The organism is Gulosibacter macacae, from assembly GCF_003865375.1.
Taxonomy (GTDB): domain Bacteria; phylum Actinomycetota; class Actinomycetes; order Actinomycetales; family Microbacteriaceae; genus Gulosibacter; species Gulosibacter macacae.
In genome coordinates this window covers 176,087-198,532 of record NZ_RQVS01000002.1, presented here as the reverse complement: position 1 = coordinate 198,532, position 22,446 = coordinate 176,087, and the positions used below count along the sequence as shown (strand labels likewise).

The following is a 22,446-nucleotide window of genomic DNA, read 5'->3' as shown; positions in this document are numbered from 1 at the left end:
CCCACGAATGGGGAGAGCCTCAGCCCACGTTTGAGCTAGGCAGCCGGCTCTTCGGCGGCCTCAGCTTCTCCGTCTTCGCCGAGGGCGATGACACCGTAGTCCCACCCGCGACGGCGGTAGACGACGGCCGGGCGGTCAGTGCCCGCTTCAATGAACAGGAAGAAGTCGTGACCAAGCAGTTCCATGTGGTCAACGGCTTCGTCGGGCGACATGGTCTTCGGGGCGAAGACCTTCTCGCGAATCACGATCGGGTTGTACTCTTCGGCGTCGTACTGCTCATCGGCAGTAGCTTCAGCGTTCGGGTCAACGCGACCGGCCACAACATCGATCACACCGGTGTCGGCGGGCACGATGTCGAGCCCAGCGAACTCTTCGGCAGAGGCCTCAGTCAGGCTCTTGCCGTGGTGCGACTTGCGGCGATCCTTCGACCGGCGCAGGCGTTCAACCAGCTTGTCGAGCGCGATGTCGAAGGCAGCGTACTTGTCGCCCGCTTCGGCTTCGGCTCGAATGGTCGGGAACGGTCCGAAGATCGTGATCTCAACCTTGCCCTTGTCCAGAACGTTTCCCGCGCGGTCGGTGCGGCGACGCAGTTTCACCTCGACCGTCTGGGCCCGCCCGGAGAGCTGCTGCACTTTCGCCGTGACCTTTTCATTCGCATATTCGCGAAAACGGTCCGGGATTTCGGTGTTGCGGCCGGTGATGGTGACGTCCATTTCACCCTCCTGATCTGCGAGCGCGGGGGCCTGCATCCAGGTTCCCCGCGTTGGGAATGACTGTCCCTTCATCGTAGAACCTGGTTACCTGTGGGATACCGAGATTTCGCCAAGTACGGGGTGCTCGTGGCGAATTTGTTGTGCTATGTCTGGGCGACAATTCGCCGCGGCACGCGCGCAATGGCCGCAGCACCGATTGGCACGGCCCCGACGGCTCGCAGTGCACGCACAGCTTCACGGAGCGTCGCGCCAGTGGTAACCACATCGTCGACCACGATGCAGGTCACGCCATCCAATGATTCGTGGGCCCGCATCGAGCCAGCAAGGTTCTCTTCCCTCGCGCTCACCCCGAGCCCCGCCTGATCTCGGATGCGGCGAGCATGCGTCAGCGCGCGCACTGGCCGCGCATCCGGCATGGCACGCTCGAGCAAGAGCGGCACGTGCTCATAGCCACGTCGCGCTCGTGCCGATCGGCTCGAGGGCACCGGGATGAGCGCAATTGAGCCGGCGGTCAGGTCACCCGCCGCGCCCGCACTGTCGGTTGCTGCACTCTGCACGACGGCGGCGATGGATTTCCGGAGCAGTGGGCCAAGCACGCTCGCGACGTCGGCGCGGCCGCGTTCCTTGAAGGAATCGATGAGCTGCTGCATCCGTGTGTCGTACTCGGCAGCGGTCGCGAGCGGCAGTGCATCCGAGGGTGTGAGTGGAGTGACCATCGCACCGAGCCCTTGGAGCGCCCGCCGGCACTCGGCGCAGACGCCCCGGTCGGCGCGCCCGCACCCAGCGCACCGCACCGGAAAGAGTGTCGCGAGCGCATCCCGAATCGCGTCGAGCACTCTGGGCACGCGACTAGACCTGGGCGAAGAGGAAGGTGACCACCGAATCGCTCGATCGCCAGCCGGTGCCGCGCGGCGCATAGAGCGTGCCCTGCTTGTCGACGATGCGCATCCCGGCAAGGGTGTTCGAGCCCGCGACCTGCACTGCATCCTTGATCGTGCCAAGGGTCGTGAGTTCGCCGCCGACCCGATAGATGCGCACATCGGTCGTGCCCTCGGGCATGTCAACGAGCATTGCGATCGTGTTGGGGTCAACCCATGCGACATCGTTCGGTGAAGCGCTCGGCATATCGACGATGATTGGGTCGCCAAGCGCGATCGGCGTACCTTCATCACGGATGATCGGGGTCACCGCGAGCTGCACTCGGTCGCCGCTCTTGTAGAGAATCGCGAGCCGGGTCGCGTCGCGCGAAACCTGGAACGAAATGAAATCATCGGCGATCGGTTGCGGAAGCGGAATGGTGCGCTGGCGATCGCCGCCGACTTCGCTCACGTAGAGCCCGGGATTCGTCATTGATTGGGTCCAGACGTAGTCCCAGTTATCGAGCACGGGCTCGATTTGCCCTTCGCGGGAGTCGACGAGCTGGGCATTGGCATCATCGAAGCGCATCGCCCAGGTGCCCTCGTCAGTGAGGAAGGTCACCGTGCGGCGCGAAGCCGAGAGCGCACCGCGGATGAGGGTGTGTTCGGCCATCGCGACCGCCACGTTCTCGGCACCCGCGGGCACCGTGAGCTGGCCGCCACTGAGGTACCCCATGCGCTGGTCTTGATAGACGAGCGGCGACGAGTTCACATCGGCGGTCTCGACGATGACCCCGGCCTGCGGCAGCGCAATATCAAGCTTGGCACCGTTAATGCGCACCTCGACCGTGGTCGCGTCGACGATCGGGAGGAGTGTCTTCTCGAGTTGCAAACGAATGAGCTTGAGGTTGTCTGGCGTTGCCGTCGAGAGCTGTTCGTTGAAGTCGACGATGGCGATGCCACCTTCGACGCGCACCGGCTGCAAGAGTTCGACCCCGGGCGGGAACGCACTACGCACGGCATCACCCTGCGCAAGCCACAGCGAGGGCCCGTCGAGTAGCCCCAGGGTCGCGGCCGTCGACGCATCCGCATCGTTGAGATACCAGCGCAGATCGGGCGTGAGGTACCGCATGTGCGTGCCAAAGAAATAGAGATAGCGCGATTTGAACAGGTCGGTGAACGGCTGCCGCGGGAGCACGATGCCATCGGGCGCCTCAACGATGCGCCACTGACCATTGATCTGCTCGAGCCGGAAGTCGACCGTTTCGACGACCGTCGGGCGTGACTCGCGGTAGTTGCCGGATTCGTCAATGCGGGCGCTCACCTGCACCGAGACCGACACCGTGGAGTTTTCGGCGGAGCGCATGGCCGCCTGGCCGTCGGTGACGTAGACGCGGCCGGTCGGCTCCCAGGTCGAGGCAAGTTGCGGGGCGAGGTATTCGCGCGCGGTCGCGAAGTCGTTCTGTGTGCCGGTGCCGGCATCGAGGAAGCCCTGCACGATCTCTTCCTGGCTAGCTCCATCGAGGGGTCCGGCCGGGTAGTAGAAGATGCCCTGCTGCCGGTCTTCTTCGGGTGAACGACCCGCCTCAACGGGACCGGAAGTGGGAATGGCGGCGCAAGCTGCGAGTGCAAGCGTCACGGTAAAGGCGAGGAGCGCCGCGGCGCCGCGTCGGAATCGGTTCACTTCTCCTCCTCGAACTGACCAGGCTCCTCGAACGGCTCAGGCTCCTCGCGCGTGCTCGGCTCATCGGGGCAATCGAGATCTTCAAGGTCGTAGACCATGTCGAGTTCATCGATCTCGTCGTCGGCACGGGATGCATCCGTATCGGTGCCATCAGCGTCGGTGCCATCGGCCGCTTCGGCAATGAGCGCCACCGGGATGGGGATCGAGACCGTCGTCGCCGCGGGTTCCGACACCTGCGGTACCGGCGAGGTCGTCGCGGAGGCCGCCGGCAGCGCCGTCGCTGAAGTCACGGGCAGCGTAATTGGCTGGGTGTCGACGCTGACGTCACTGAAACCGATCGACGCGATATCGTCACGGCTACGCTGGTAGTTTTCGGCGCCGGCATCCTCGGGCATGAGCGGCAGCGGCGAGGTGACAATGGGCTCGCCAATTTCGCGCGGCAGGGTGAGCCTGAAGTTCGTGCCAAGCGCCGGCGCCGACCACACTTCGAGGCGGCCATCGTGCAATTGCGCGTCTTCCATCGAGATCGCGAGGCCCAATCCCGAACCACCCATCGTGCGCTTGCGCGAGGGGTCGGCACGCCAGAAACGCGAAAACACGTGCGCCACCTGGTCTTCGGTCATACCAATGCCGTAGTCCCGCACGCTCAGCGCGACCGCGGTGGCATTCGAGTCGACCGAGATCACGATGGGCTTGCCCTCACCGTGCTCGATTGCATTGGCCACGAGGTTCCGCACGATTCGGGTGACGCGACGGTCATCGAACTCCGCCTCAACGTGGCCACCGGGTGCCCGGAAGATGAGCTCCTCCCCCGCATCCAATGCCACCTGCGTCATCGAACCGATGACGTCATCGGCAATCGCCACGAGGCTGTTCGGGCGGCGCAACAATTCGACCGCACCGGCGTCATAGCGACTGATTTCGAGCAGATCATTGAGCAGCATCTCAAAGCGCTCGATCTGGTTTTGCAACAGCTCTGCCGAGCGCGCCACGGTCGGATCAAACTCATCGCGCCGGGCATACACGATGCCACCAGCGAGGCGAATCGTCGTGAGCGGTGTGCGCAACTCATGCGACACATCCGACACGAATCGCTGCTGCACCTGCGAGAGATTCTCGAGCTGCTGAATCTGCTGCTGCAAGCTGTCGGCCATGATGTTGAATGAGCGCGCGAGCGTTCCGATATCGTCATCGCCGCGCTCGGGCACGCGCTCTTCGAGGTGCCCGGCGGCGAGCTTGCGACTCGCCTTTGCAGCAACACGGATGGGTCGAATCACGGCGCGCATGATGATGCCGACGATCACCGCGACGAGCAAAACGAGAATTGCCATCGAGACCGCGAGCGTGCGCTGCACGAACTCGAGCGTCTGTTGCGAACCCTCAAGCGAATAAGCGAGGTAGTACTCGTGAAGCCCTGCCGTCGGCACCGAAATCGCCGTCCCGACGATGACACCCGGCACCTTGAGTCCGCTATTGAGCGTGATTTCGACCGATTGATAGTGCTGACCACCCGGGTCTTCGCGCACGGCCTGGCGCATCTGCTCGCTCACGAGCCCCGGATGCACGAGTTCCGACGCGATGTCTTGCAAGACCACGCGGCCGCCACTGCTCGGCACCCGGTAGAAGGCGTAGCCGACTGAGTTCGCGGCCTGTTCGGCACCCGCAGCAAGTGCCTGTTGGCGCAGGGAGGCGAGCACCACCTCGTCACTTTCGGCGCCGATTTCGAGCGTGGCGCGCACGACGGCGGCGGCGCGGTTGCTCTCAGCAAGAATCTCGTTCGTGCGCGAGGTAAAGAGGTCTCGGGCGATCGCTTGCCCCATCACGATCGCCACGATCACCACAGTGAGCGTGGTCAGCGCGACCGCGAGGATGGTGGTGCGAAACGGTAGCGAGGTGCGCCAGAGAAACCTGACGTTCGCAATGAAACCCGCCGGGTTCCACCAATTTGAAGTCGGTCGGTCATCGAACCGCAGACTGTCGTCGTGCGCGCCCGGGCCGGCCGGCAGCTCTACCCGGACCAGCTCGGTCGACGATGAACTCACGCCGGTGTGTGCCCTGCTCGGTACCCGACGCCGCGAACGGTGGTCACGATCTTCGGCTGGTCAGGGTCGTGCTCAATCTTCGAGCGCAACCGCTGCACGTGCACATTCACGAGGCGCGTATCGGCCTTGTACTGGTATCCCCACACCTGCTCGAGAAGTTCTTCGCGGGTGAACACCTTCTGCGGCTTCGAGGCGAGCGTAAGCAGCAGGTCAAACTCAAGCGGCGTGAGGTTGATGGGCTGACCATCGCGGAGCACCTCGTGGGCTGGCACGTTCATCGTGATGTCGCCAACGCGAATGAGTTCGGTCGGCTCACTCACCGAGCTACGCAGGCGCGTCTTGATGCGTGCGACGAGCTCCTTCGGGTTGAAGGGCTTAACGATGTAGTCGTCAGCACCAGCTTCGAGACCGCGCACGACATCGGTGGTGTCGGACTTCGCAGTGAGCATGATGATCGGCACACCCGACTCGGCGCGAATGAGCTCGCAGATCTGGATGCCGTCCATGCCCGGGAGCATGACGTCGAGCAGTACGAGGTCGGGCTGCACTTCGCGGAAGCGCGGAAGCGCCAACGCCCCATCGGAGCAGAACTCGGCCTGATACCCCTCTGACTCAAGCACGATGCCGATCATCTCGGCCAGTGGCGTGTCGTCATCGACTACCAGGATGCGCTCCGACATGCGCCCTCCATCTCACTTCTCGAGTCTTTCGCCGCACGGCCGCGGCCGTCACCAGGTTACCCCCTTGTGATCAGCACTTGCGGATTGCTGAGTGCCCGGCAATCGGCCTGTGACACGATGAAACGCGTGACAACTTCGAATGCCTACGAGCCCGACCGTCCGGATGCATCCATGACGGGTGCCGAGGGTGCGAGCCCGTATGCGGGTGCGCCCGCGGAATCAGCTTCGCCGGCATCCCAAAGTTGGGATGCGGCGCAGTCTGGCTACGGGCAGACCGGCTATGAGCACTACGGCTACCCGCAGTCGAGCGACGGCGCCCCGAACGGGTACCAACAGCATCCTCAATATGGAGCGCAGCCCGGCTACGACTACGGCTCGCCCGTGCAGAACCCCTATGGCGCGGCGAGCTGGGACACCGGCGCTTCGGCCGCGCCCACTGCCGCTGGCTGGGCGCCCGCACCTAAGTCGGGGCTGATTCCCCTTCGCCCGCTCACCTTCGGCGAGATCTTCAGCGGCACCTTCCGCCTGCTCCGCGTGACGCCGGGCGTCACGATTGGTTCGGCGGTACTCATCACCGGGCTCACCACACTCATCACGGCGGGCCTCCCCATCCTCATGGTGATGTGGAACTACTCACGGTTGGTCTCAGCCGATGCCGGTGATGACACCGTGTTCATGGGCAGCTTCGGCATCTGGTTGATGCTCTCGATGATTCCGGGCTTGCTCGCCTCGGCGTATGGTTCGGGGCTGCTGCAATCGATCATTGCGCAGGTCGTCGCTGCGGCCACCGTCACGCGCACGGTCGGTTTCGGCGAAGCCTGGAAGCGCGCCCTGAGGCATGCATGGCCGATCCTTGGCTATTTCTTCTTAGTCGGCGCGGCGGCACTCCTCGCATTTGGCATCGTGTTCGGACTCACCGCGTGGCTCGCCTGGTTGGCTCGAGACAATCAAGGCCTCATCGCCTTGATCGTTGTCATCGCCATCCTGATTTTCATCGGACTCTTAGTGGTGAGCGCCTGGCTCTCGGTGCGCCTGCTCTTCGTACCCTCGGCGATCGTGCTGGAAGGCCTTGGCCCGATCAAGGCGATTCGTCGTTCCTGGCAGCTCTCGCAGGGCTACTTCTGGCGCACGCTCGGCATCAGCCTGCTACTGCAGGCCATCGTCGGCACGGTCGGCCAGGTGGTCTCGGGCGGTATCGGCTTCGTGATGGGCATCATCATCCCGATCATGGCGCCGACCGGCGGCATCGCTGAGGGTCAAGAGGGTGCGATCATCACGGTGCTCATCATCCTCATGCTGCTGTCGATGGTGGTGAGCGTGATCATCTCGACGCTCACCGTAGTGCTCATCGCCGGCAATGCCGTGGTGATGTATACCGATCTGCGGATGCGTAAAGAGGGTCTCAATATTCACCTGCAGCAAGCCGTCGACGAGCTTGCCGAGGGTCGCGAACCGGCTGAAGACCCGTGGACGGCTGCCGATCTTGGCCCGACCGTGGCCCAGCAACCTCCGGCCTGGCAACCGCCGCCGCAGGAGTCGTGGGCAGGCCAGCAGCAAGATCCGTGGGCGCAGCAGCAAGCCTGGGGCCAGGCGCCGCAGCAAGCGGATGCGTGGCAACAACAGCCGGGCCATGCGCAATCACCGCAGCAGCCGCAATCGCCGCAACAACCCCCGGCGACACCGCCCAACGCATGGAATCAGCCGCCGCAGTGATCGTTCCGCCGCAGCTCCTCACGGCCCTCGCCGCCGCTCCGCCGCTCGAACCCGACGAGCCGACGGGGCGCGATTGGGTATTGCAGGAGCTCAGCAAGCCCGAGTACGCGCAAGCTCGCCCCAGCCCAATCGACGAGTTCTTCAACAGCATCTGGGAGTGGGTGCTCGACATGCTCTCGGCATCACCCGACTCCCCCTTCACGTTCAACCCGCTTTTGCTCATCATCCTCATCCTGGTAATCGGGGCGATCCTCGCGCTCGTGTTCTTCGGTCGCCCGCGTGCGCTCGCCCGCCGCGGCCAGGCACCCGGCTCGGTGTTTCTCGACGACGATGACCGTTCATCCGCTGAACTTCGCACCGCCGCACGTGCCGCTGCCGACGCCGGCGACTGGGCCCTCGCCACGACCGAGCGCTTCCGCGCCCTGAGCCGCGCGCTCACCGACCGCACGCTCATTGCGTTGCGTCCCGGCACGACCGCCCAGGGGGTCGCGCGCGATGCCGAGCGCGCCTTCCCCGACGAGCGCGCCGAATTGCATGAGGGCGCGAACGCCTTCGATGCCGTGCGCTATCTCGGGGCGAGCGGCTCCCGCGAGCGCTACGAGCGCCTTACCGCGCTCGATGAGCGACTCGAGCGCACGAAGCCCACGCGCATCCCGGTCGGAGCGGCCACGTGACGCTCGACACTGCTCCGGCACCGGCGACCACGCAGGCGTCGCCGACAGAATCACTCACGCCAACGCTCGGCGAGTGGTGGCGACGCCAGCGCAAGTGGATCTTCATCACGCTTGGCGTGCTCATTGTGACCGCGATCACGGTGCTCGCGCTGGGATCTAACCGGATGAATTCGGGCAGGGATCTCGACCCCGACTCGGCCGCCCCCAACGGCGCGCTCGCCATTGTGCGCACGCTCGAGAGCCACGGTGTCGACGTGGAACGAGCTGACTCGCTCGAGACGCTCAATGGCACCGTGGGTGAATCGACCACCGTGCTCGTCTACGACCGCGGCGCGATTCTTCAGGATTGGCAGTGGGACGAATTACGCGCCCTCGGTGTTGATCGCCTCATCGTCATCCCGTCAAGCCAGGCGTCGCGCACGGCAGTTGCCGATGTCGCCACCGTGGTCGGCTACACCGCGCCTCCCGAAGAACCGGCTACGCATGCGGTCGGCGACGAGTGTCGAGCATCGCTCGCAACGAATGCGCCGACCCTGAGCGATCTCGGCGGCGCCGAATATGCGCCCGTTGGGGATGCGGTCGGCTGTTGGCAGGTGCGCGACGGCTATGCGGTCGTGATGGACGCGACCGGCACCACTGAAGTCGTCGTCATTGCCCAGCCGGGCTTCCTCGCGAACGGTGAGATTGCCGATAACGCCAATGCCGCCGCGGCGATCGGTCTGCTCGGTGCCCACGAGCAGTTCGTTTGGTACGAGCCGGGGATGGATGACCTCGCGAGTAGTGGCCCGACATTCGGTTCGTATATTCCGCAGTGGCTGCTGCCGGCGACACTCTTGCTCCTCCTCGCCGGCCTCGCCGCCACCGTGTGGCGCGGACGCCGCTTCGGCCCGCTCGTCTCGGAGCGGCTCCCCGTCGCCGTACCCGCGAGTGAAACGCTTGTGGGCCGCGCCCGCCTCTACGACCACAGCGACTCCCGCCTGCGCGCCCTCGATGCCATCCGCATCGGCACCGTGACGCGCCTGGCCGAACTCCTCGGCCTCGGACGCGATGCCAGCGCGCAGACTGTTGCCGATGCGGCGGCGGGTGCCGCGCGCGTTCCGCGGGAGCATGCGCACCAGGCGCTCGTTGGCGGCGATCCCGGCAACGATACAAATATGGTCGACCTCGCCAACGCCTGCGCCGAGATCGAGCGCCGCGTGCGCGCCGCACTCGGCTGCGAACACCAACCCAAGTCCAACGACACCGACCCAAGGAACAGAGCATGAGCGACGAAATTCGCAGCCAACTCGCCCGCGTACGTGCCGAAGTCGGCAAGGCCGTCGTCGGCCAGGATGAAGCCGTCGAGGGGCTCGTCATCGCCCTGCTCGCGGGTGGTCACGTGCTGCTTGAAGGCGTGCCCGGCACGGCCAAGACTTTGCTCGTGCGCACCCTGAGCCACGCCCTCGACCTCGAGACGAAGCGTGTGCAGTTCACCCCCGACCTCATGCCGGGTGATGTCACCGGCTCGCTCGTCTACGACAACCGCTCGGGCGAGTTCGAGTTCCGCGAGGGTCCGGTGTTCACGAACCTGCTCCTCGCCGATGAGATCAACCGCACGCCGCCGAAGACGCAATCATCGCTCCTCGAAGCGATGGAAGAGCGCCAGGTGTCGGCCGATGGCGTCACCCGCAAGTTGCCCGAACCGTTCATGGTGGCCGCCACCATGAACCCAATCGAGTACGAGGGCACCTACACCCTCCCCGAGGCGCAGCTTGACCGCTTCCTCATGAAGCTCATCCTTGATCTGCCGCCGCGCGATGCCGAGTTCGAAGTGCTCCGTCGCCATGCAAGCGGCTTCAATCCGCGCGATCTCGAAGCCGCCGGCGTGCAGCGGGTGCTTGACCGCGCGGGCATCGCCAAGGCCGCCGAAGCCGCCCAGGCCATTGGTATCTCGGCCGATGTGCTCGCCTACATCGTCGACCTCGCCCGCGCGACCAGGCAGTCACCCTCGGTGCGCACCGGCGTCTCGCCGCGTGGCGCGACGGCGCTACTTCGTTCGGCGAAGGCACTCGCCTACCTCTACGGCTTCAACGCGGTGACCCCCGACCACGTGCAGCGCATGATGCTGCCGGTGTGGCGCCACCGACTCGTGCTCGAGCCCGAAGCTGAGCTTGAAGGTGTCTCGGCCGACTCGATTCTGCGGTCGATCATGCAACAGGTGCAGGTGCCGATCTAGCGTGGCAATCAGCGGGTATTACGTCGGGCTCTTGCTCGTTGGACTCGTGCCGGTGATTTTCTTCGGCACTGATCCGGCGAGCGCGTTCACGACGCTCGGCGTTGTCATCGCGATCTGGCTCATCATCGGCCTCATCGACTTTGCGCTCGCCGCCGCGCCCCGCCTGCTGTCGGTAGAGCGCGAGTTGCCCGACCGGGTGCGCCTCGGCGAGCCCGTCGCATCCACGCTGCTGCTCACGAACCTCGGCACCCGCACGCTCAACGGCGTCGTGCGGGATGCGTGGGAGCCGTCGGCAGGTTCGGGACGGATGCGTGAAACCGTGCGCATCCCGGCAGGTGAACGACGGGCCGTGCAGCGGACACTCCGCCCCTGGCGCCGCGGTGATCGCCGCAGCGAAATGGTCGTCGTGCGTTCTTGGGGTCCGCTGCGTTTGGTCGCTCGGCAGGCGACGCTGCGCTCGCCCGGGCGGGTACGCATCCTGCCGCCGTTCAATTCACGTCGGCACCTGCCGTCGCGAGTGGCGCGCCTGCGCGAGCTGGATGGGGCCACGACCCTGCAGGTGCGTGGCCAGGGCACCGAGTTCGACTCGCTGCGTGACTATGTGCGCGGCGATGATGTGCGTTCGATTGACTGGCGGGCGACCGCTCGACGCATAGGTGAGAACGCGGCCGGGAAGACCGGGCTGGTCGTGCGCACTTGGCGGCCCGAGCGTGACCGTCGGGTGATCATTCTCATCGATACCGGCCGCACTGCCGCGGCGCGCATCGATGACGAGACGCGCCTCGATACCGCGATTGAGTCAGCGTTGTTGCTCGCGGCGTTGGCCACGCGTGCGGGCGACCGCGTCGATCTCATTGCCTACGACCGCCGCGTGCGCGCGCGGGTGCAGGGCGCGACCGGACCGGCGTTGCTGTCGAAGATCGTCGATGGCATGGCGAATGTCGAGCCCGAGCTCATTGAAACCGATTGGTCGGCGGTGCCCGGGCTCGTGCGCGGCATCACGACGCATCGGGCGCTGGTGGTGCTACTGACGACGGCCGACCACGGTGGGGCCTCGCGAGCACTTTTGGAGTCATTGCCTGAGTTGACGCGTCATCACCTCGTCATGGTCGCGTCGGTCGCCGACCCGGATGCGGTGCGCGCGACGACCGAGCTCGACGATCGGGATGCGGTGTACCGCGCGGCTGCGGCCGAACGATCGCTACTCGATGCCTCGCGGGTGCGGCGTGCGCTGACCCGCTTCGGGGCGGATGCGATCAGCGCGCCGCCGCTCGAGCTGCCACCGCGCGTCGCTGACCGCTACCTCGAACTCAAGCGAGCCGGGCGCCTGTAGGGCTCGGCCGTATTGGTTGATTGAGTAGGGCTCGGCCGTATTGGTTAATTGAGTAGGCCGAAGGCCGCATTGGTTGATTGAGTAGGCCCAAGGCCGTATCGAAATCCTGCTTCGCTCCGGCTACCCTTCGGTTCCCATATAGCTAGTCGGCGTGTACGTTCGTGTAGCCCGCATCCATCGTCGACACGTCGCCGCTGTGACCGGCGCGATAGGCACGCCGCCCGAGCACGAGCGAGTACGCAAGATACGAGGCGAGCGCAATCGCGCCAATGCCGATCTTCACCGCCCAGGGCCAGTCTTGCCGGGTCACAAAGCCCTCAACGAGCCCCGAGATAAACAGGAAGATCGAGGTGCCCACAGCGACCACGATGAGCGTACGACCGGCCCGACCCACACCTTCAATGCGGGGCCTTGGCCCCGGCACAATGAGCGCCCAGAACACCGCAAACCCGGCACCAGCCGCCACAAAAATCATCGTCAACTCAAGCAGGCCGTGCGGCGCAATCCAGAGGAAGAACGCATCCAGGTGACCGAACGAAGCAAGCACGGCTGCCGACATGCCAAGGCCCATCGCGTTCTGCACGAGCATCATGATCGGCCACAAGCCAGTGAAGCCGAAGGCGAGCGATTGCGCGGCGATCCAGGCGTTATTCGTGAACACCCGCGCCGCGAATGCCGACTCTGAGTACTCGGAGTAGTAGTTGATGAAGTCTTCTTCGGCGTACTGTTTGAGGCCCGCTTCGGTGCCGTAGTACGAGAGCACTTCGGGGTTGAGCATGTGCCAGAAATACGAGAGCGCTGCGACGGCGATCGTGAACACGGCCGCCGCGAGCGTCCACCAGCGCACTTGATAGAGCGCCGAAGGCAGTTGCTCGACGAAGAACTCGCGCAGCAGCACGAGCGGATTCCGCTTCGCGAGCGTGAACCGCATCCGCGCCCGCGAGAGCGCGATCGACAGCGCCGAAGTCTCGACCGTTTCGCCGTAGGTGGTGCGCAGCGCCGAAAGATCGGTCGCGCCGCTCTGATACCGGCCGATGAGTTCATCCGCTTCGGCACCGCTGAGCGACCGGGCGCGTCCTAGCGTCGCGAGCCGGTCCCATTCGCTGCGCCTGGCAGCTCCATAGGCGTCGATATCCATGTGGTGCAATCATGGCATGGTGACTTCGACGACCAGCCGAACGCTCCAACTCGCCGACGACGAGATCGTCATCGGCGAAGGAGTCGCGCTCGGGGTGCCGCCAGCCGGATTCCTCCTGCGCGCCGGAAGCGCCATCATCGATGTGGGCCTCGTGCTCATCTGTTATGTGCTCTCGATCATCGGCCTCGTGACGCTCATCGAGTCGTGGATTCGCAACACAGGCGCCCAGTTTGAGACCGCTTGGGTGTTCACGCTCATCACCGTCTGGGCGGTGCTCTGGTTCGTGGCCGTACCGATCACCGTCGAGGTGCTCACCCACGGCCGCTCGGTCGGCAAGCTCATTTTCGGTTTGCGCATTGTTCGCCTCGACGGCGGCGCGATCACCTTCCGCCACTCGCTCGTGCGCGGACTCCTCGGGGCAGCCGAGTTCTATCTCACGAGCGGTGCCATTGCCGCGGTCACTGGGATGCTCACCCGCCGTTCCCAGCGCGTGGGCGATCTTCTTGCCGGCACCTACGCGCAATTGGAGCGTCCGCCGAAGGCCGTGCCGCTCGTGTTGCAGATGCCGCCGCAACTCGCGCAGTGGGAGCAACTCGTCGACGTGTCGAAGCTGCCCGACCGACTCTCGCGTCGCATCCGCGACTTCTTTCGCCAGGCCGACCGGCTCGACCCGGCTTCGCGGCAGCGGCTTGCCGGCACGCTTGCGCGCGAGGCGAAGCCCTATGTGCATCCGATTCCCGATGTCGATGCCGAGACATTCTTGCTCGCGGTGTCAGTCGTGCGCCGCGACCGTGAGTGGCGGGGGATGCAGGCTCGGGCACGCCGCCTGCAGCCGGTGGCCGAGAGCTTCGAGCGCTCGCCGCACGGTTTCCCGAATCGCGGCTAGTTACAGCCGCAGCTAGCTCGAGCCGCGTTGGCTCGGGCCGCGGTTAGCTCTTGCCCTGCTCGAGCACGCGGTAGAGCACTATCGCGATGATCGTGCATCCGAGGTAGGTACCGGCCAGCACCGCCCACCCGGCCGTGTAGGCGCCGGTGAGGTCAACGAGACTGCCAACAATGAGCGGTCCGAGCGCGAACCCGAGGTACATGCCGGTTGCCACGAGTCCCGAGGCGACGCCCACGCGCGCTGGCGGCACCGCCGCAACGATGCCCGAGTTGATGACGACGTTAGCCGCGAGCGGAAGTGCCGCGTGGAGGGGCACGGCGAGCCAGAGAAGCCAGGCCTGCCCGGTTTGGTCGGCGGCGATGAGGATGAGCATCGTGACAATGCCACCAATGCTCATGATGGCGAGCAGTTGCGCGGGGCGCTCACGCTTGCCGGCGACGCGGCCCCAGCCGATGCGGCCAATGATGCCGATCACGCCGATAATGGAGAGCAGACAACCGGCCACCGTGAGCGGCAAATCAACCGCACGAACGGCGAACAGTGCCGCGAAGCCGTTGAACCCCTGCGTGCCCGCGGCATTGAGGAATGAGGCCACCGGGAAGAGCCACATGGCCGCGCTCGGGCGCTGGCTCGCGGCCTCGTTCGCGGCGGCAGTGCGGGTGGATGCAGTGGGCTGGCGCAGTCGCTTCGTCACCACCCAGCTGAGCACGATCGCCGGGATGGTGAGCGCAGCACCGAAGATCGCCGCGCCGCTCCAGCCAAACGCGAGGCCGACGAGGGGGAAGGTGACGCCTGCAAACAGGAGACCCACCTGCACGCCCGACTGTTTGGCGCCCATCCAGCCGCTACGACTTGCTCGCGGAACTTCGGTGGCGACAATGCGATTCGTGACCGGGTTCGATTGCGCCTGCGCGATGCCCGAGATGATCACGGCGACGATGAGCCAGCCGTAGTTATCGCCGGTGGCCGCGATGATGAAGGCGAGCGCGGTGCCGAGGTGGATGATGAGCAATTGCGCTCGTGCCGAGAGTCGGTCGGCGAGCACCCCGAGGAGCGTCGCCGAGAGGCCCGCCGCGAGGAAGAGCACCGTGATGAGCAGGCCAAATTGGCCTTCGGTGATGTCGTAGGCGTCGACGATCTCGGGCGCTAGGGCGCTCATCCCGAAGTTGAAGACCGGGCCCATGGCCATCGCGACGACGAGTGCGACGAGGAGGCTCAGCGGTGCCTTCGGGGTGGGGTCAGACATGGTGCTCAGCCTAGGTCGCGGTGATTGCCGTTGCGCAATCTGCGTTTTTCGGGCGATCGACGGCGCCACGGAGGTCATCCAGCCGAAAAACGCAGATCGCGCAACCGCGGCTCAGGAAAAACGTTGGGCCCGGCCCACCAGAAGGTGAACCGGGCCCGCGCAGAGCGCTTACTTGTCGTTGTGCGGCTCGGGGAACGCGGTGTACTTGGTGTTGAGGTACTCCTCGATGCCCTCGAACGAGCCTTCCTTGCCCATACCCGACATCTTCACGCCACCGAACGGTGCGGCAGCGTTCGACAGCACGCCGACGTTGAGGCCCATCATGCCGGCCTCGATGCGGTCCATCATGCGCTGGGCACGCGAGAAGTTCTCGGTGAACACGTACGACATGAGGCCGTACTCGCTACCGTTCGCAAGCGCCACAGCTTCGTCTTCGGTCTCGAAGGTGACGATCGGCAGCACCGGGCCGAAGATCTCTTCCTTGACGACGAGGCTCTCGAGGTCGACGTTGTGGAGCACGGTGGCCTCGTAGAAGAAACCTGCACCCTCACCCTTCTTGCCGCCGGTGATGACCTCGGCGCCCTTGGCGATGGCGTCCTGCACGAGCTCGTCGACCTTGTTCACGGCCTTCTGCTCGACGAGGGGGCCAATGGTGACGCCCTCTTCGGTGCCGCGGCCCATCTTGAAGGCGGCGACGCGCTCACCAACGCGCTTGGCGAATTCATCGGCGATCGACTTCTGCACGATCATGCGGTTTGCGGCGGTGCAGGCCTGGCCAATGTTGCGGAACTTCGCGGCGATCGCGCCGTCCACAGCCTTGTCGAGGTCGGCGTCTTCGAAGACGACGAACGGGGCATTGCCACCGAGTTCCATCGAGGTGCGCAGCACCTTTTCGGCAGCCTGCTTCATGAGGCCGATGCCGACCGGAGTCGAGCCGGTGAACGAAACCTTGCGCAGGCGGTCGTCGCCCATGATCGCGTTCGAGATGCCGGCGGTGTCGCGCGAGGTGATGACGTTGATGACGCCCTTCGGCACGCCGACCTCTTCGAATACCTTGACGAGCAGGAGGGTTGTAAGCGGGGTGAGCGAGGCGGGCTTCACGATGACGGTGTTGCCGGCTGCGAGCGCCGGACCGATCTTGCGGGTCGCCATCGCGAGCGGGAAGTTCCAGGGAGTGATGAGGAAGCAGGGGCCAACCGGGTGCTTCGACACGATCATGCGCGCGGTGCCCTCGGGGATCTGGCCGTAGCGGCCGAACACGCGGGGCGCCTGCTCCGAGAACCAGCGGAGGAACTCGGCACCGTAGGTAACCTCGCCCTGCGATTCCGCAAGCGGCTTACCCATTTCGAGGGTCATGAGCAGCGCAAACTCATCTCGCATCTCGATCACGCGGTCGAAGGCACGACGAAGCAGGTCGGAGCGGTAGCGCGGCGAGGTGCGGGCCCAGGCTTCCTTGGCCTCGTCGGCCGCGTCGAGCGCGGCGGTCGCCTGTGCGGGCGTGGCATTTGCGATCTTGACGAGCTCTTCGCCGTTGGCCGGGTCGAACACGACGAACGGGTCGTTTTCGCCGTCAACCCACTCGCCGTTGATGTAGAGCTGTGTGGGGACCTTTGCGAGAAGGTCGGCCTCGGTGGGATACGTCGTCATCTCTGTGCTCCTTGGTGATCGTGGCGGCCAGGATCGTGAATGTGGCAACTCTGCCGCTGACGGCACGCGTCTTAGTCGAAACTACACGCCGAACTCGCGCGTTCGGCAAGTTGGTAGGCACTGCATCCGCCGCCAAGATTTGTGCACGAGCACAGGATGCACGGTCAGTTACGACCCGGCGTGCGGAAAAGAAACCGGCGGGGCGTGTGCCGTGTGACACGCCCCGCCGGAAGCGGTGAAGTTCGTGCTCGAATTACTTCATCGAGCCAGCAAGCGAACCGGTGGTCGGGTTGCCGGTGTCAGCTCCCTCTTCGTAAACCATGCAGCTCACGACGCGGTCACCGGTGCCCCAGCTCTGCATGGTCGGGTAGAACCAGGTCACACCGAGCGCGGTGTTGTTCCAGTCGTGGCCGATGAAGTTGGTGAACTCAGGGCCGGTGCACTGCTTTTCGGCTTCGTCAGAGATCACCGTTTCACCCGGGTAGGTGGATGCGTCGGCCACGTTGTACTCGTAGAACACTTCGTAGGCGTGCGGCTGGGTGCAGGGCACGATCGGCACGTCCATGACCTCGGTGCCGGTGCCGAGGTCTTCCAGGTTGGCGATGCAGGTGCCGACGGTGATGTCGAACGCGCTCTGCGTCTCGGGGTTCTTGAACTCTTCTTCTTCGGTCTCGGGAGGCGTGCCGAGCGAGCCGCCTTCGTTTGAGGAGCTCGACTCCGGCTGCGGACCCTTGGTGCTCTCCGAGTCGTCCGCGTTGCCGCCGCCGCCGAAGCAACCGGTCAGAGCAAGGCTCGCCGCAGCGAGGGCAACAATGAGGCCCGGGACGCGCAGCTTCTTGGCGTTGTCAGTCGACATTGACGTTTCCTTTTCGTCGAGGGAGGGATGCTGACACCTTATGGCGTTGAGCGAGAAGTTCGCCATTCATCCAGGCATCGAAATGACATCATCCGGAAGTCGGATACGACCCGTAACCAAGTCGAGATTTTCGGGTCGCAAGCACTAGCCCAACGGCGAATTTTGCGCGAAACTGAGAGGCGGAAGTGTTGCCACTTCCGCCTCTTTCGGTCGAGCTAGGTCGCGACCGTGCTAAGCCGTTGCCCCGGGGGATGCCGTGTTCCCCCCGGGGCGACGTTGTGTCTGGCTAGCGTCGCGTGCCAGGAGCCCGCTCCACGCCGTGATACTCGAGCATGATTGCCGAGGTCTCGACGGGGCGGCTGTCCGGGTCGAACAGCTCGTAGCGGCCCGACTCTTCGAAGCCGATGTCGAGTGGAATGCCGCGCCGGTCGCGCAGCACCAGGGTCGCCATCATGGCGATCAGGATGAGCACGAGCAGGTACATCGACACGGCGAGCGTCGTGTTGAACTCGGCCACGAGCGCGGTCGCGATCATCGGGGCGAAGGCGCCACCGAGGATGGCACCGATCGCGTACGAAATCGACACACCCGAAGTGCGCACCGAGGCCGGGAAGGTCTCGGCATACCAGGCAGCCTGCGGGCCATAGGTGAGGCCGAGGCCGATCGCGAAGATGCACATGCCGACGGTGACCCAAAGGAGATCGCCCGTGTTGACGAACCAGAACAGCGGGAAGACCCAGAGGATCATCCAGAGCCAGCCGATGACGTAGGTGTTCTTGCGGCCGATCCAGTCGGCCATGTAGCCCGATAGGAGCGTGGCAAGCAGCCACACGGTGGCCGCGATGGTGACCGCGTTGAGCACGCCAGTGCGGTCCATCGCCAACGAGCCTTCGGGGTTCGTCGTGTAGTTGAGGATGAAGCCACCGGTGATCATGTAGCCAGAGGCGTTGTTGCCAGCGAACACGAGCGCGAGCAGGAGCACGAGCTTCCAGTGCTTGCGGAAGAGTTCCGCGATCGGCATCTTCTGTTTCTTGCCTGACTCGGCGATCTCCTTGAAGACCGGCGACTCGTCGATCGACTGACGCACGACCATGCCGACAACGATGAGGACGATCGAGAAGAGGAACGGGATGCGCCAGCCCCACTCGACGAACGCGTCGCCGGGCGAGATGACGCCCGACATGAGGGCGATGACGGCGGTGGCGAGGAGCATCCCGATCGGCACACCGAGCTGCGGGAACATGCCGTAGCGACCGCGCTGGTTGACGGGGGCGTACTCAACAGCCATGAGCACCGCACCACCCCACTCGCCACCGGCCGAGATGCCCTGCAGGATGCGGAGGAAGATAAGCAGGATCGGCGCCCAGACACCGATCGCGTCGTAGGTCGGCAGCACACCGATGAGCGTGGTCGCAGCACCCATGAGCAGCAGCGTGATCACGAGCATCGCCTTGCGGCCGAGCTTGTCACCGTAGTGGCCGACGAGGGCAGCACCGAGGGGACGGAAGAGGAACGAGATACCGACCGTCGCGAAGGTGAGGATCTGACCGAGCGGGCCCTCAACGGGCTTGAGGAAGAGCTGGTTGAAGATCAGCGCCGCAGCGTTGGCATAGATGAAGAAGTCGTACCACTCAATGGTCGTGCCGATGATGGTGGCAGCGGCGACTTTGCGACGTTCACGCGCGTCTTGCGCGACTCCGACATTGGACATGTGGTCATGGACTCCCTTGTCACTGGTGACCGCATCCACGCGGTCAGGCACCCAGTGCTCAAATCGTATATTGTTCCCTGCGCAGATTTCTACAACTTTTGCGCGGGATGCACAGAGGTGCATCTTTCCCGACTGGCTGGTCAGTATTCCTTGCGATTTCGTGTCACGCGGGCCAAGCATCCTCGTTGTCGGCGCGCGCGCCCTCGACGCAGCGACACCCCCTGACGCACTAATCCGCCCGTTCCCGCCTAATCCGCGCGCTGCAGCGGGCGGATTAGGCGGAAACGGGCGGATTAGCGGAGTTTGTTCCGGTGCGATGGGGCGTGCACCGCGGCCCTCCCCCGAGTAACGGGATGCGAGCTACGCGTCCGCGAGGATGAAGTCGGCCCCGCGCTCGCCGATGAGCACCGACGGCGCGTTCGTGTTGCCCGACGTCACCGACGGCATCACCGAGGCATCGACAACACGCACGCCCTCAACGCCGTGCACCTTGAGCGTGGCCGGGTCGACGACCGCATCCGCGTCAGTGCCCATGCGCGCGGTGCCCACCTGGTGGTGGTAGGTGACGCAGTGCTCGCGCACGTACTGCGCGATCTCTTCATCGGTCTGCACCTCGGCGCCCGGGTACACCTCTTCAGCACCCCAGCCTTCGACGAGCGCCTGCTGGCGCACGATGTCGCGGCACTGCTTGACCGACGCGACCATGCTCGCGACATCCTCTTCGGTCGTGAGTAGGCGCGGGTCCATGAGCACGCGCTCGGCCGCATCCGCGCTCGCGAGCTTCAGCGTGCCGCGCGAGGTCGGCCGCACGAGGCCAGCGTGGATGGTGAATGCGCTCTCTGGCACCGTCATCGTTTCGTCAGCCATCGGCACCATGAAGTAGATCGGCTGGGTGTCGGGCACATTCGAACCCTCACGGAAGGTCGAGAAATGGTGCATCTGGCTGATCGGCTGGCCGGGGCCCGGGGCGCCAATCTCGCGGGTGGTCGTCTTCGCGATCACCGGGGCGAGCAGGTGGTCGTGCAGGTTTGCACCGACGCCCGGCAGGTCGGCGACCACGTCGATCCCGAGCGCCTCAAGATCTTCGCGCGGACCGATGCCCGAGAGCAACAGGATGCGCGGGGTGTCGAGCGCGCCCGCCGAGAGCACGACCTCATCCGCGCGAATCTCGCGGGTCTCGCCGTCGACAACGGCCTCGACCCCGACAACGCGGCCATCTTCGATGAGCAGGCGCGTCACGTGGGCACCCGTGACCGAGTGCAAACGCGGGTTGTCGAGCTCTGGGAACACATAGGCGCGGAAGGTCGACAGACGCTTGCCGTCGCGAATGTTGAGCTGCTCCCACCCGACGCCGTCGATCTCGGCACCGTTGTAGTCCTCGTTCGCCGGGATGCCCGCTTGCTGCGCCGCTTCATACAGCGACTCAAAGAGCGGGTGACGTTCGTAGGCAGTCTCACTCACGTCGAGGAGTCCGTCACGGCCGCGCAGTTCATCGCTGCCGACCGTCGTGTTCTCGATGCGCTTGAACACCGGCAGCACTTGGTCCCAGCCCCAGCCGGTCGCGCCTTCTTCTACCCAGCGGTCGTAGTCTTCGCGCGGGCCGCGCACCCAGATCACCGCGTTGAGCGAGTGCGAGCCGCCCTGCACCTTGCCGCGCGGCCAGTGCAGCTCGCGGTTCGCTGCGCCTTCCTGGGGCGTCGTGTAGTAGTCCCAGTCGTCTTCGCTGTGCCAGAGTTCGCCCATCCGGCCCATGTCGTGAATGGCCGGGTTCTCGTCTTTGCGGCCTGCTTCAAGCAGCGTGACTTCGTGACCCGCATCGAGCAGGCGGCGAGTAACAACTGATCCAGCCGATCCGGCTCCGACAACGATGATGTGGCGCGACATTGCGTTCTCCTTCGTAACTCCACGTTGAGTGTCCGCCAATTGTCTTGTGTGCCCGGTGCATCCATTTGCCTAGGAACGCGCGGCACTGGCATTTGCGTGCCGACGATGCTGAGAGGCCCGGCGATAGGATGAGTCGAGGAGAGTCAATGACTAGCAACGATGCAACGCCGCTGCCACTCGAGCGGTCCGAAGATGTGCTTGATTTCGCCGCCTTTCAGACCGCGGTGTCGCGCTCGTTCGTGCCGCTCAAAGTGGCGAGCGACGTCGCCGATACCTTTCGCGCGATGCTCACCCAAGCATCCGTGCATGGGGTTTCGTTCACGGACATTCGTGCCGACGCGCACACGGTGCAGCGCACACACGATCTCATTCGCCTTGCACCGCGCCAGTTCTACAAGATCAGCCTGCAACTCGAGGGGCACTCGTGGCTCGAGCAGGGTGGTCGACGCATTGAGCTCGAGCCCGGCGATCTCTCGATTTACGACACGGCCAAGCCCTACACGCTGTCGTTTGATCGCCGTTTTCGCGTAATGGTTGTGCAATTACCGCACGATCGACTGCGCATTCCGCCGGGTATTTCGGATGAGGTCACCGCAGTGCGCTTGGCTGGCAGCGAAGGCCTCGGGCGCGTAGTTTCGCCGTTTCTCGCGACCCTCGGCACGAATCTGTCTGAGCTGCAGGGGCCAGCCGGGGCGAAGCTCGCGCAGAACGCGATCGACCTACTCGACACGTTGTTTGCGACCGAGTTTGACCTCGTGAAGTATGCGGCGGATCCGCACCGGGCGTTGCTGCAGCGCATCCGTGACGATATTGACTCGCGGCTCGAAGATCCCGACCTCTCCCCCAGCACGATCGCTTCGGCGGCATTCATTTCGGTGCGCCATCTGCACAATCTGTTTCAGGACCAGGGTCAGACCGTCGCCTCGTATGTGCGCACGCGTCGACTCGAGCGCTGCTACCTCGACCTCACCGACCCCGCCACCTTCGAGACGCCCATCGCCGCGATTGGTTCGCGCTGGGGGTTCAAGGATGCAGCCCACTTCAGCCGCGCGTTCAAGACCGCGTATGGCGAGTCGCCGAGCGATGTGCGGCGCCGCGCGGTGGGGTAAGTCGGCGGGAGTTGAACGAGCACCACACTGAATGAATCATTACAGTCTTGCTTTCATT

At 64.9% G+C, this 22,446-nt stretch carries 18 protein-coding genes; 7 read left to right on the top strand and 11 right to left on the bottom strand.

Features of this window, described 5'->3' with window-relative positions; translation table 11 throughout:
* Positions 1–35: 35 nt before the first annotated feature.
* From hpf to mtrA, 5 genes are all read right to left on the bottom strand, one after another.
* The gene (hpf, locus tag EG850_RS02410) at positions 36–713 is read right to left on the bottom strand and encodes a ribosome hibernation-promoting factor, HPF/YfiA family (RefSeq protein WP_124969478.1); all 678 of its coding nucleotides are present in this window, start codon (positions 711–713) and stop codon (positions 36–38) included.
* 143 nt (positions 714–856) lie between these two features.
* Positions 857–1,429: a ComF family protein gene (locus EG850_RS02405; protein WP_185714915.1), complete on the bottom strand. Its 573-nt coding sequence runs from the start codon at positions 1,427–1,429 to the stop codon at positions 857–859.
* Between the two features lie 133 nt (positions 1,430–1,562).
* Positions 1,563–3,254, bottom strand: a complete 1,692-nt coding sequence (locus tag EG850_RS02400; protein WP_124969474.1) for an LpqB family beta-propeller domain-containing protein — start codon at positions 3,252–3,254, stop codon at positions 1,563–1,565.
* Entirely contained in the window at positions 3,251–5,296 is a 2,046-nt protein-coding gene (gene mtrB, locus EG850_RS02395) for an MtrAB system histidine kinase MtrB (protein ID WP_235829178.1), read from the bottom strand. Before mtrB ends, EG850_RS02400 begins: the two co-directional genes overlap by 4 nt.
* On the bottom strand, positions 5,293–5,976 hold the full coding sequence (gene mtrA, locus EG850_RS02390) for an MtrAB system response regulator MtrA (RefSeq protein ID WP_124969472.1): 684 nt from the start codon (positions 5,974–5,976) through the stop codon (positions 5,293–5,295). The genes mtrB and mtrA overlap by 4 nt, the downstream gene beginning before the upstream one ends.
* 126 nt (positions 5,977–6,102) lie before the next feature.
* Here mtrA and EG850_RS02385 point away from each other — a divergent pair, with 126 nt between their 5' ends.
* From EG850_RS02385 to EG850_RS02365, 5 genes are read left to right on the top strand one after another with little or no spacing between them, the layout of a single operon-like run.
* Positions 6,103–7,689 (top strand): glycerophosphoryl diester phosphodiesterase membrane domain-containing protein, encoded by a 1,587-nt coding sequence (locus EG850_RS02385; RefSeq protein ID WP_185714914.1) that lies wholly within the window; start codon positions 6,103–6,105, stop codon positions 7,687–7,689.
* Complete coding sequence (locus EG850_RS02380; protein ID WP_124969468.1) at positions 7,668–8,363, top strand: DUF4129 domain-containing protein; 696 nt, start codon at positions 7,668–7,670, stop codon at positions 8,361–8,363. Before EG850_RS02385 ends, EG850_RS02380 begins: the two co-directional genes overlap by 22 nt.
* The gene (locus EG850_RS02375; RefSeq protein WP_124969466.1) at positions 8,360–9,628 is read left to right on the top strand and encodes a DUF4350 domain-containing protein; all 1,269 of its coding nucleotides are present in this window, start codon (positions 8,360–8,362) and stop codon (positions 9,626–9,628) included. Before EG850_RS02380 ends, EG850_RS02375 begins: the two co-directional genes overlap by 4 nt.
* Positions 9,625–10,578 (top strand): AAA family ATPase, encoded by a 954-nt coding sequence (locus tag EG850_RS02370; RefSeq protein WP_124969464.1) that lies wholly within the window; start codon positions 9,625–9,627, stop codon positions 10,576–10,578. Before EG850_RS02375 ends, EG850_RS02370 begins: the two co-directional genes overlap by 4 nt.
* 1 nt (position 10,579) lies before the next feature.
* A complete protein-coding gene (locus EG850_RS02365) occupies positions 10,580–11,911 on the top strand; it encodes a DUF58 domain-containing protein (protein WP_124969462.1) in 1,332 nt (443 codons plus the stop codon).
* Positions 11,912–12,053: 142 nt separating this feature from the next.
* On the opposite strand, the gene EG850_RS02360 is transcribed toward EG850_RS02365, so the two are convergent.
* Positions 12,054–13,049, bottom strand: coding sequence for a stage II sporulation protein M (locus EG850_RS02360; RefSeq protein WP_124969460.1), 996 nt, complete (start codon positions 13,047–13,049; stop codon positions 12,054–12,056).
* Between the two features lie 16 nt (positions 13,050–13,065).
* On the opposite strand from EG850_RS02360, the gene EG850_RS02355 reads away from it, so the two are divergent.
* The gene (locus EG850_RS02355) at positions 13,066–13,935 is read left to right on the top strand and encodes an RDD family protein (RefSeq protein WP_185714913.1); all 870 of its coding nucleotides are present in this window, start codon (positions 13,066–13,068) and stop codon (positions 13,933–13,935) included.
* Between the two features lie 43 nt (positions 13,936–13,978).
* On the opposite strand, the gene EG850_RS02350 is transcribed toward EG850_RS02355, so the two are convergent.
* From EG850_RS02350 to EG850_RS02330, 5 genes are all read right to left on the bottom strand, one after another.
* Positions 13,979–15,181: an MFS transporter gene (locus tag EG850_RS02350; protein ID WP_124969456.1), complete on the bottom strand. Its 1,203-nt coding sequence runs from the start codon at positions 15,179–15,181 to the stop codon at positions 13,979–13,981.
* A gap of 168 nt (positions 15,182–15,349) precedes the next feature.
* Entirely contained in the window at positions 15,350–16,828 is a 1,479-nt protein-coding gene (locus EG850_RS02345; RefSeq protein ID WP_124969454.1) for an NAD-dependent succinate-semialdehyde dehydrogenase, read from the bottom strand.
* Positions 16,829–17,081: 253 nt separating this feature from the next.
* Positions 17,082–17,684, bottom strand: a complete 603-nt coding sequence (locus EG850_RS02340; protein WP_185714912.1) for a septum formation family protein — start codon at positions 17,682–17,684, stop codon at positions 17,082–17,084.
* Positions 17,685–17,970: 286 nt separating this feature from the next.
* Entirely contained in the window at positions 17,971–19,395 is a 1,425-nt protein-coding gene (locus tag EG850_RS02335) for an MFS transporter (RefSeq protein WP_124969450.1), read from the bottom strand.
* Between the two features lie 360 nt (positions 19,396–19,755).
* The gene (locus EG850_RS02330) at positions 19,756–21,279 is read right to left on the bottom strand and encodes a GMC family oxidoreductase (RefSeq protein WP_124969448.1); all 1,524 of its coding nucleotides are present in this window, start codon (positions 21,277–21,279) and stop codon (positions 19,756–19,758) included.
* 146 nt (positions 21,280–21,425) lie between these two features.
* Here EG850_RS02330 and EG850_RS02325 point away from each other — a divergent pair, with 146 nt between their 5' ends.
* Positions 21,426–22,388: an AraC-like ligand-binding domain-containing protein gene (locus EG850_RS02325; protein ID WP_124969446.1), complete on the top strand. Its 963-nt coding sequence runs from the start codon at positions 21,426–21,428 to the stop codon at positions 22,386–22,388.
* Positions 22,389–22,446 lie beyond the last annotated feature (58 nt).

Excerpts from the sequence above, each read along its gene's own strand:
- EG850_RS02340 (WP_185714912.1), bottom strand. The coding sequence starts at position 17,684 with ATGTCGACTGACAACGCCAAGAAGCTGCGCGTCCCGGGCCTCATTGTT.
- hpf (WP_124969478.1), bottom strand. The coding sequence starts at position 713 with ATGGACGTCACCATCACCGGCCGCAACACCGAAATCCCGGACCGTTTT.
- EG850_RS02345 (WP_124969454.1), bottom strand. The coding sequence starts at position 16,828 with ATGACGACGTATCCCACCGAGGCCGACCTTCTCGCAAAGGTCCCCACA.
- mtrA (WP_124969472.1), bottom strand. The coding sequence starts at position 5,976 with ATGTCGGAGCGCATCCTGGTAGTCGATGACGACACGCCACTGGCCGAG.
- EG850_RS02360 (WP_124969460.1), bottom strand. The coding sequence starts at position 13,049 with ATGGATATCGACGCCTATGGAGCTGCCAGGCGCAGCGAATGGGACCGG.
- EG850_RS02350 (WP_124969456.1), bottom strand. The coding sequence starts at position 15,181 with ATGTCTGACCCCACCCCGAAGGCACCGCTGAGCCTCCTCGTCGCACTC.
- EG850_RS02330 (WP_124969448.1), bottom strand. The coding sequence starts at position 21,279 with ATGTCGCGCCACATCATCGTTGTCGGAGCCGGATCGGCTGGATCAGTT.
- EG850_RS02370 (WP_124969464.1), top strand. The coding sequence starts at position 9,625 with ATGAGCGACGAAATTCGCAGCCAACTCGCCCGCGTACGTGCCGAAGTC.
- EG850_RS02335 (WP_124969450.1), bottom strand. The coding sequence starts at position 19,395 with ATGTCCAATGTCGGAGTCGCGCAAGACGCGCGTGAACGTCGCAAAGTC.
- EG850_RS02355 (WP_185714913.1), top strand. The coding sequence starts at position 13,066 with ATGGTGACTTCGACGACCAGCCGAACGCTCCAACTCGCCGACGACGAG.
- EG850_RS02380 (WP_124969468.1), top strand. The coding sequence starts at position 7,668 with ATGGAATCAGCCGCCGCAGTGATCGTTCCGCCGCAGCTCCTCACGGCC.
- EG850_RS02405 (WP_185714915.1), bottom strand. The coding sequence starts at position 1,429 with ATGGTCACTCCACTCACACCCTCGGATGCACTGCCGCTCGCGACCGCT.
- EG850_RS02325 (WP_124969446.1), top strand. The coding sequence starts at position 21,426 with ATGACTAGCAACGATGCAACGCCGCTGCCACTCGAGCGGTCCGAAGAT.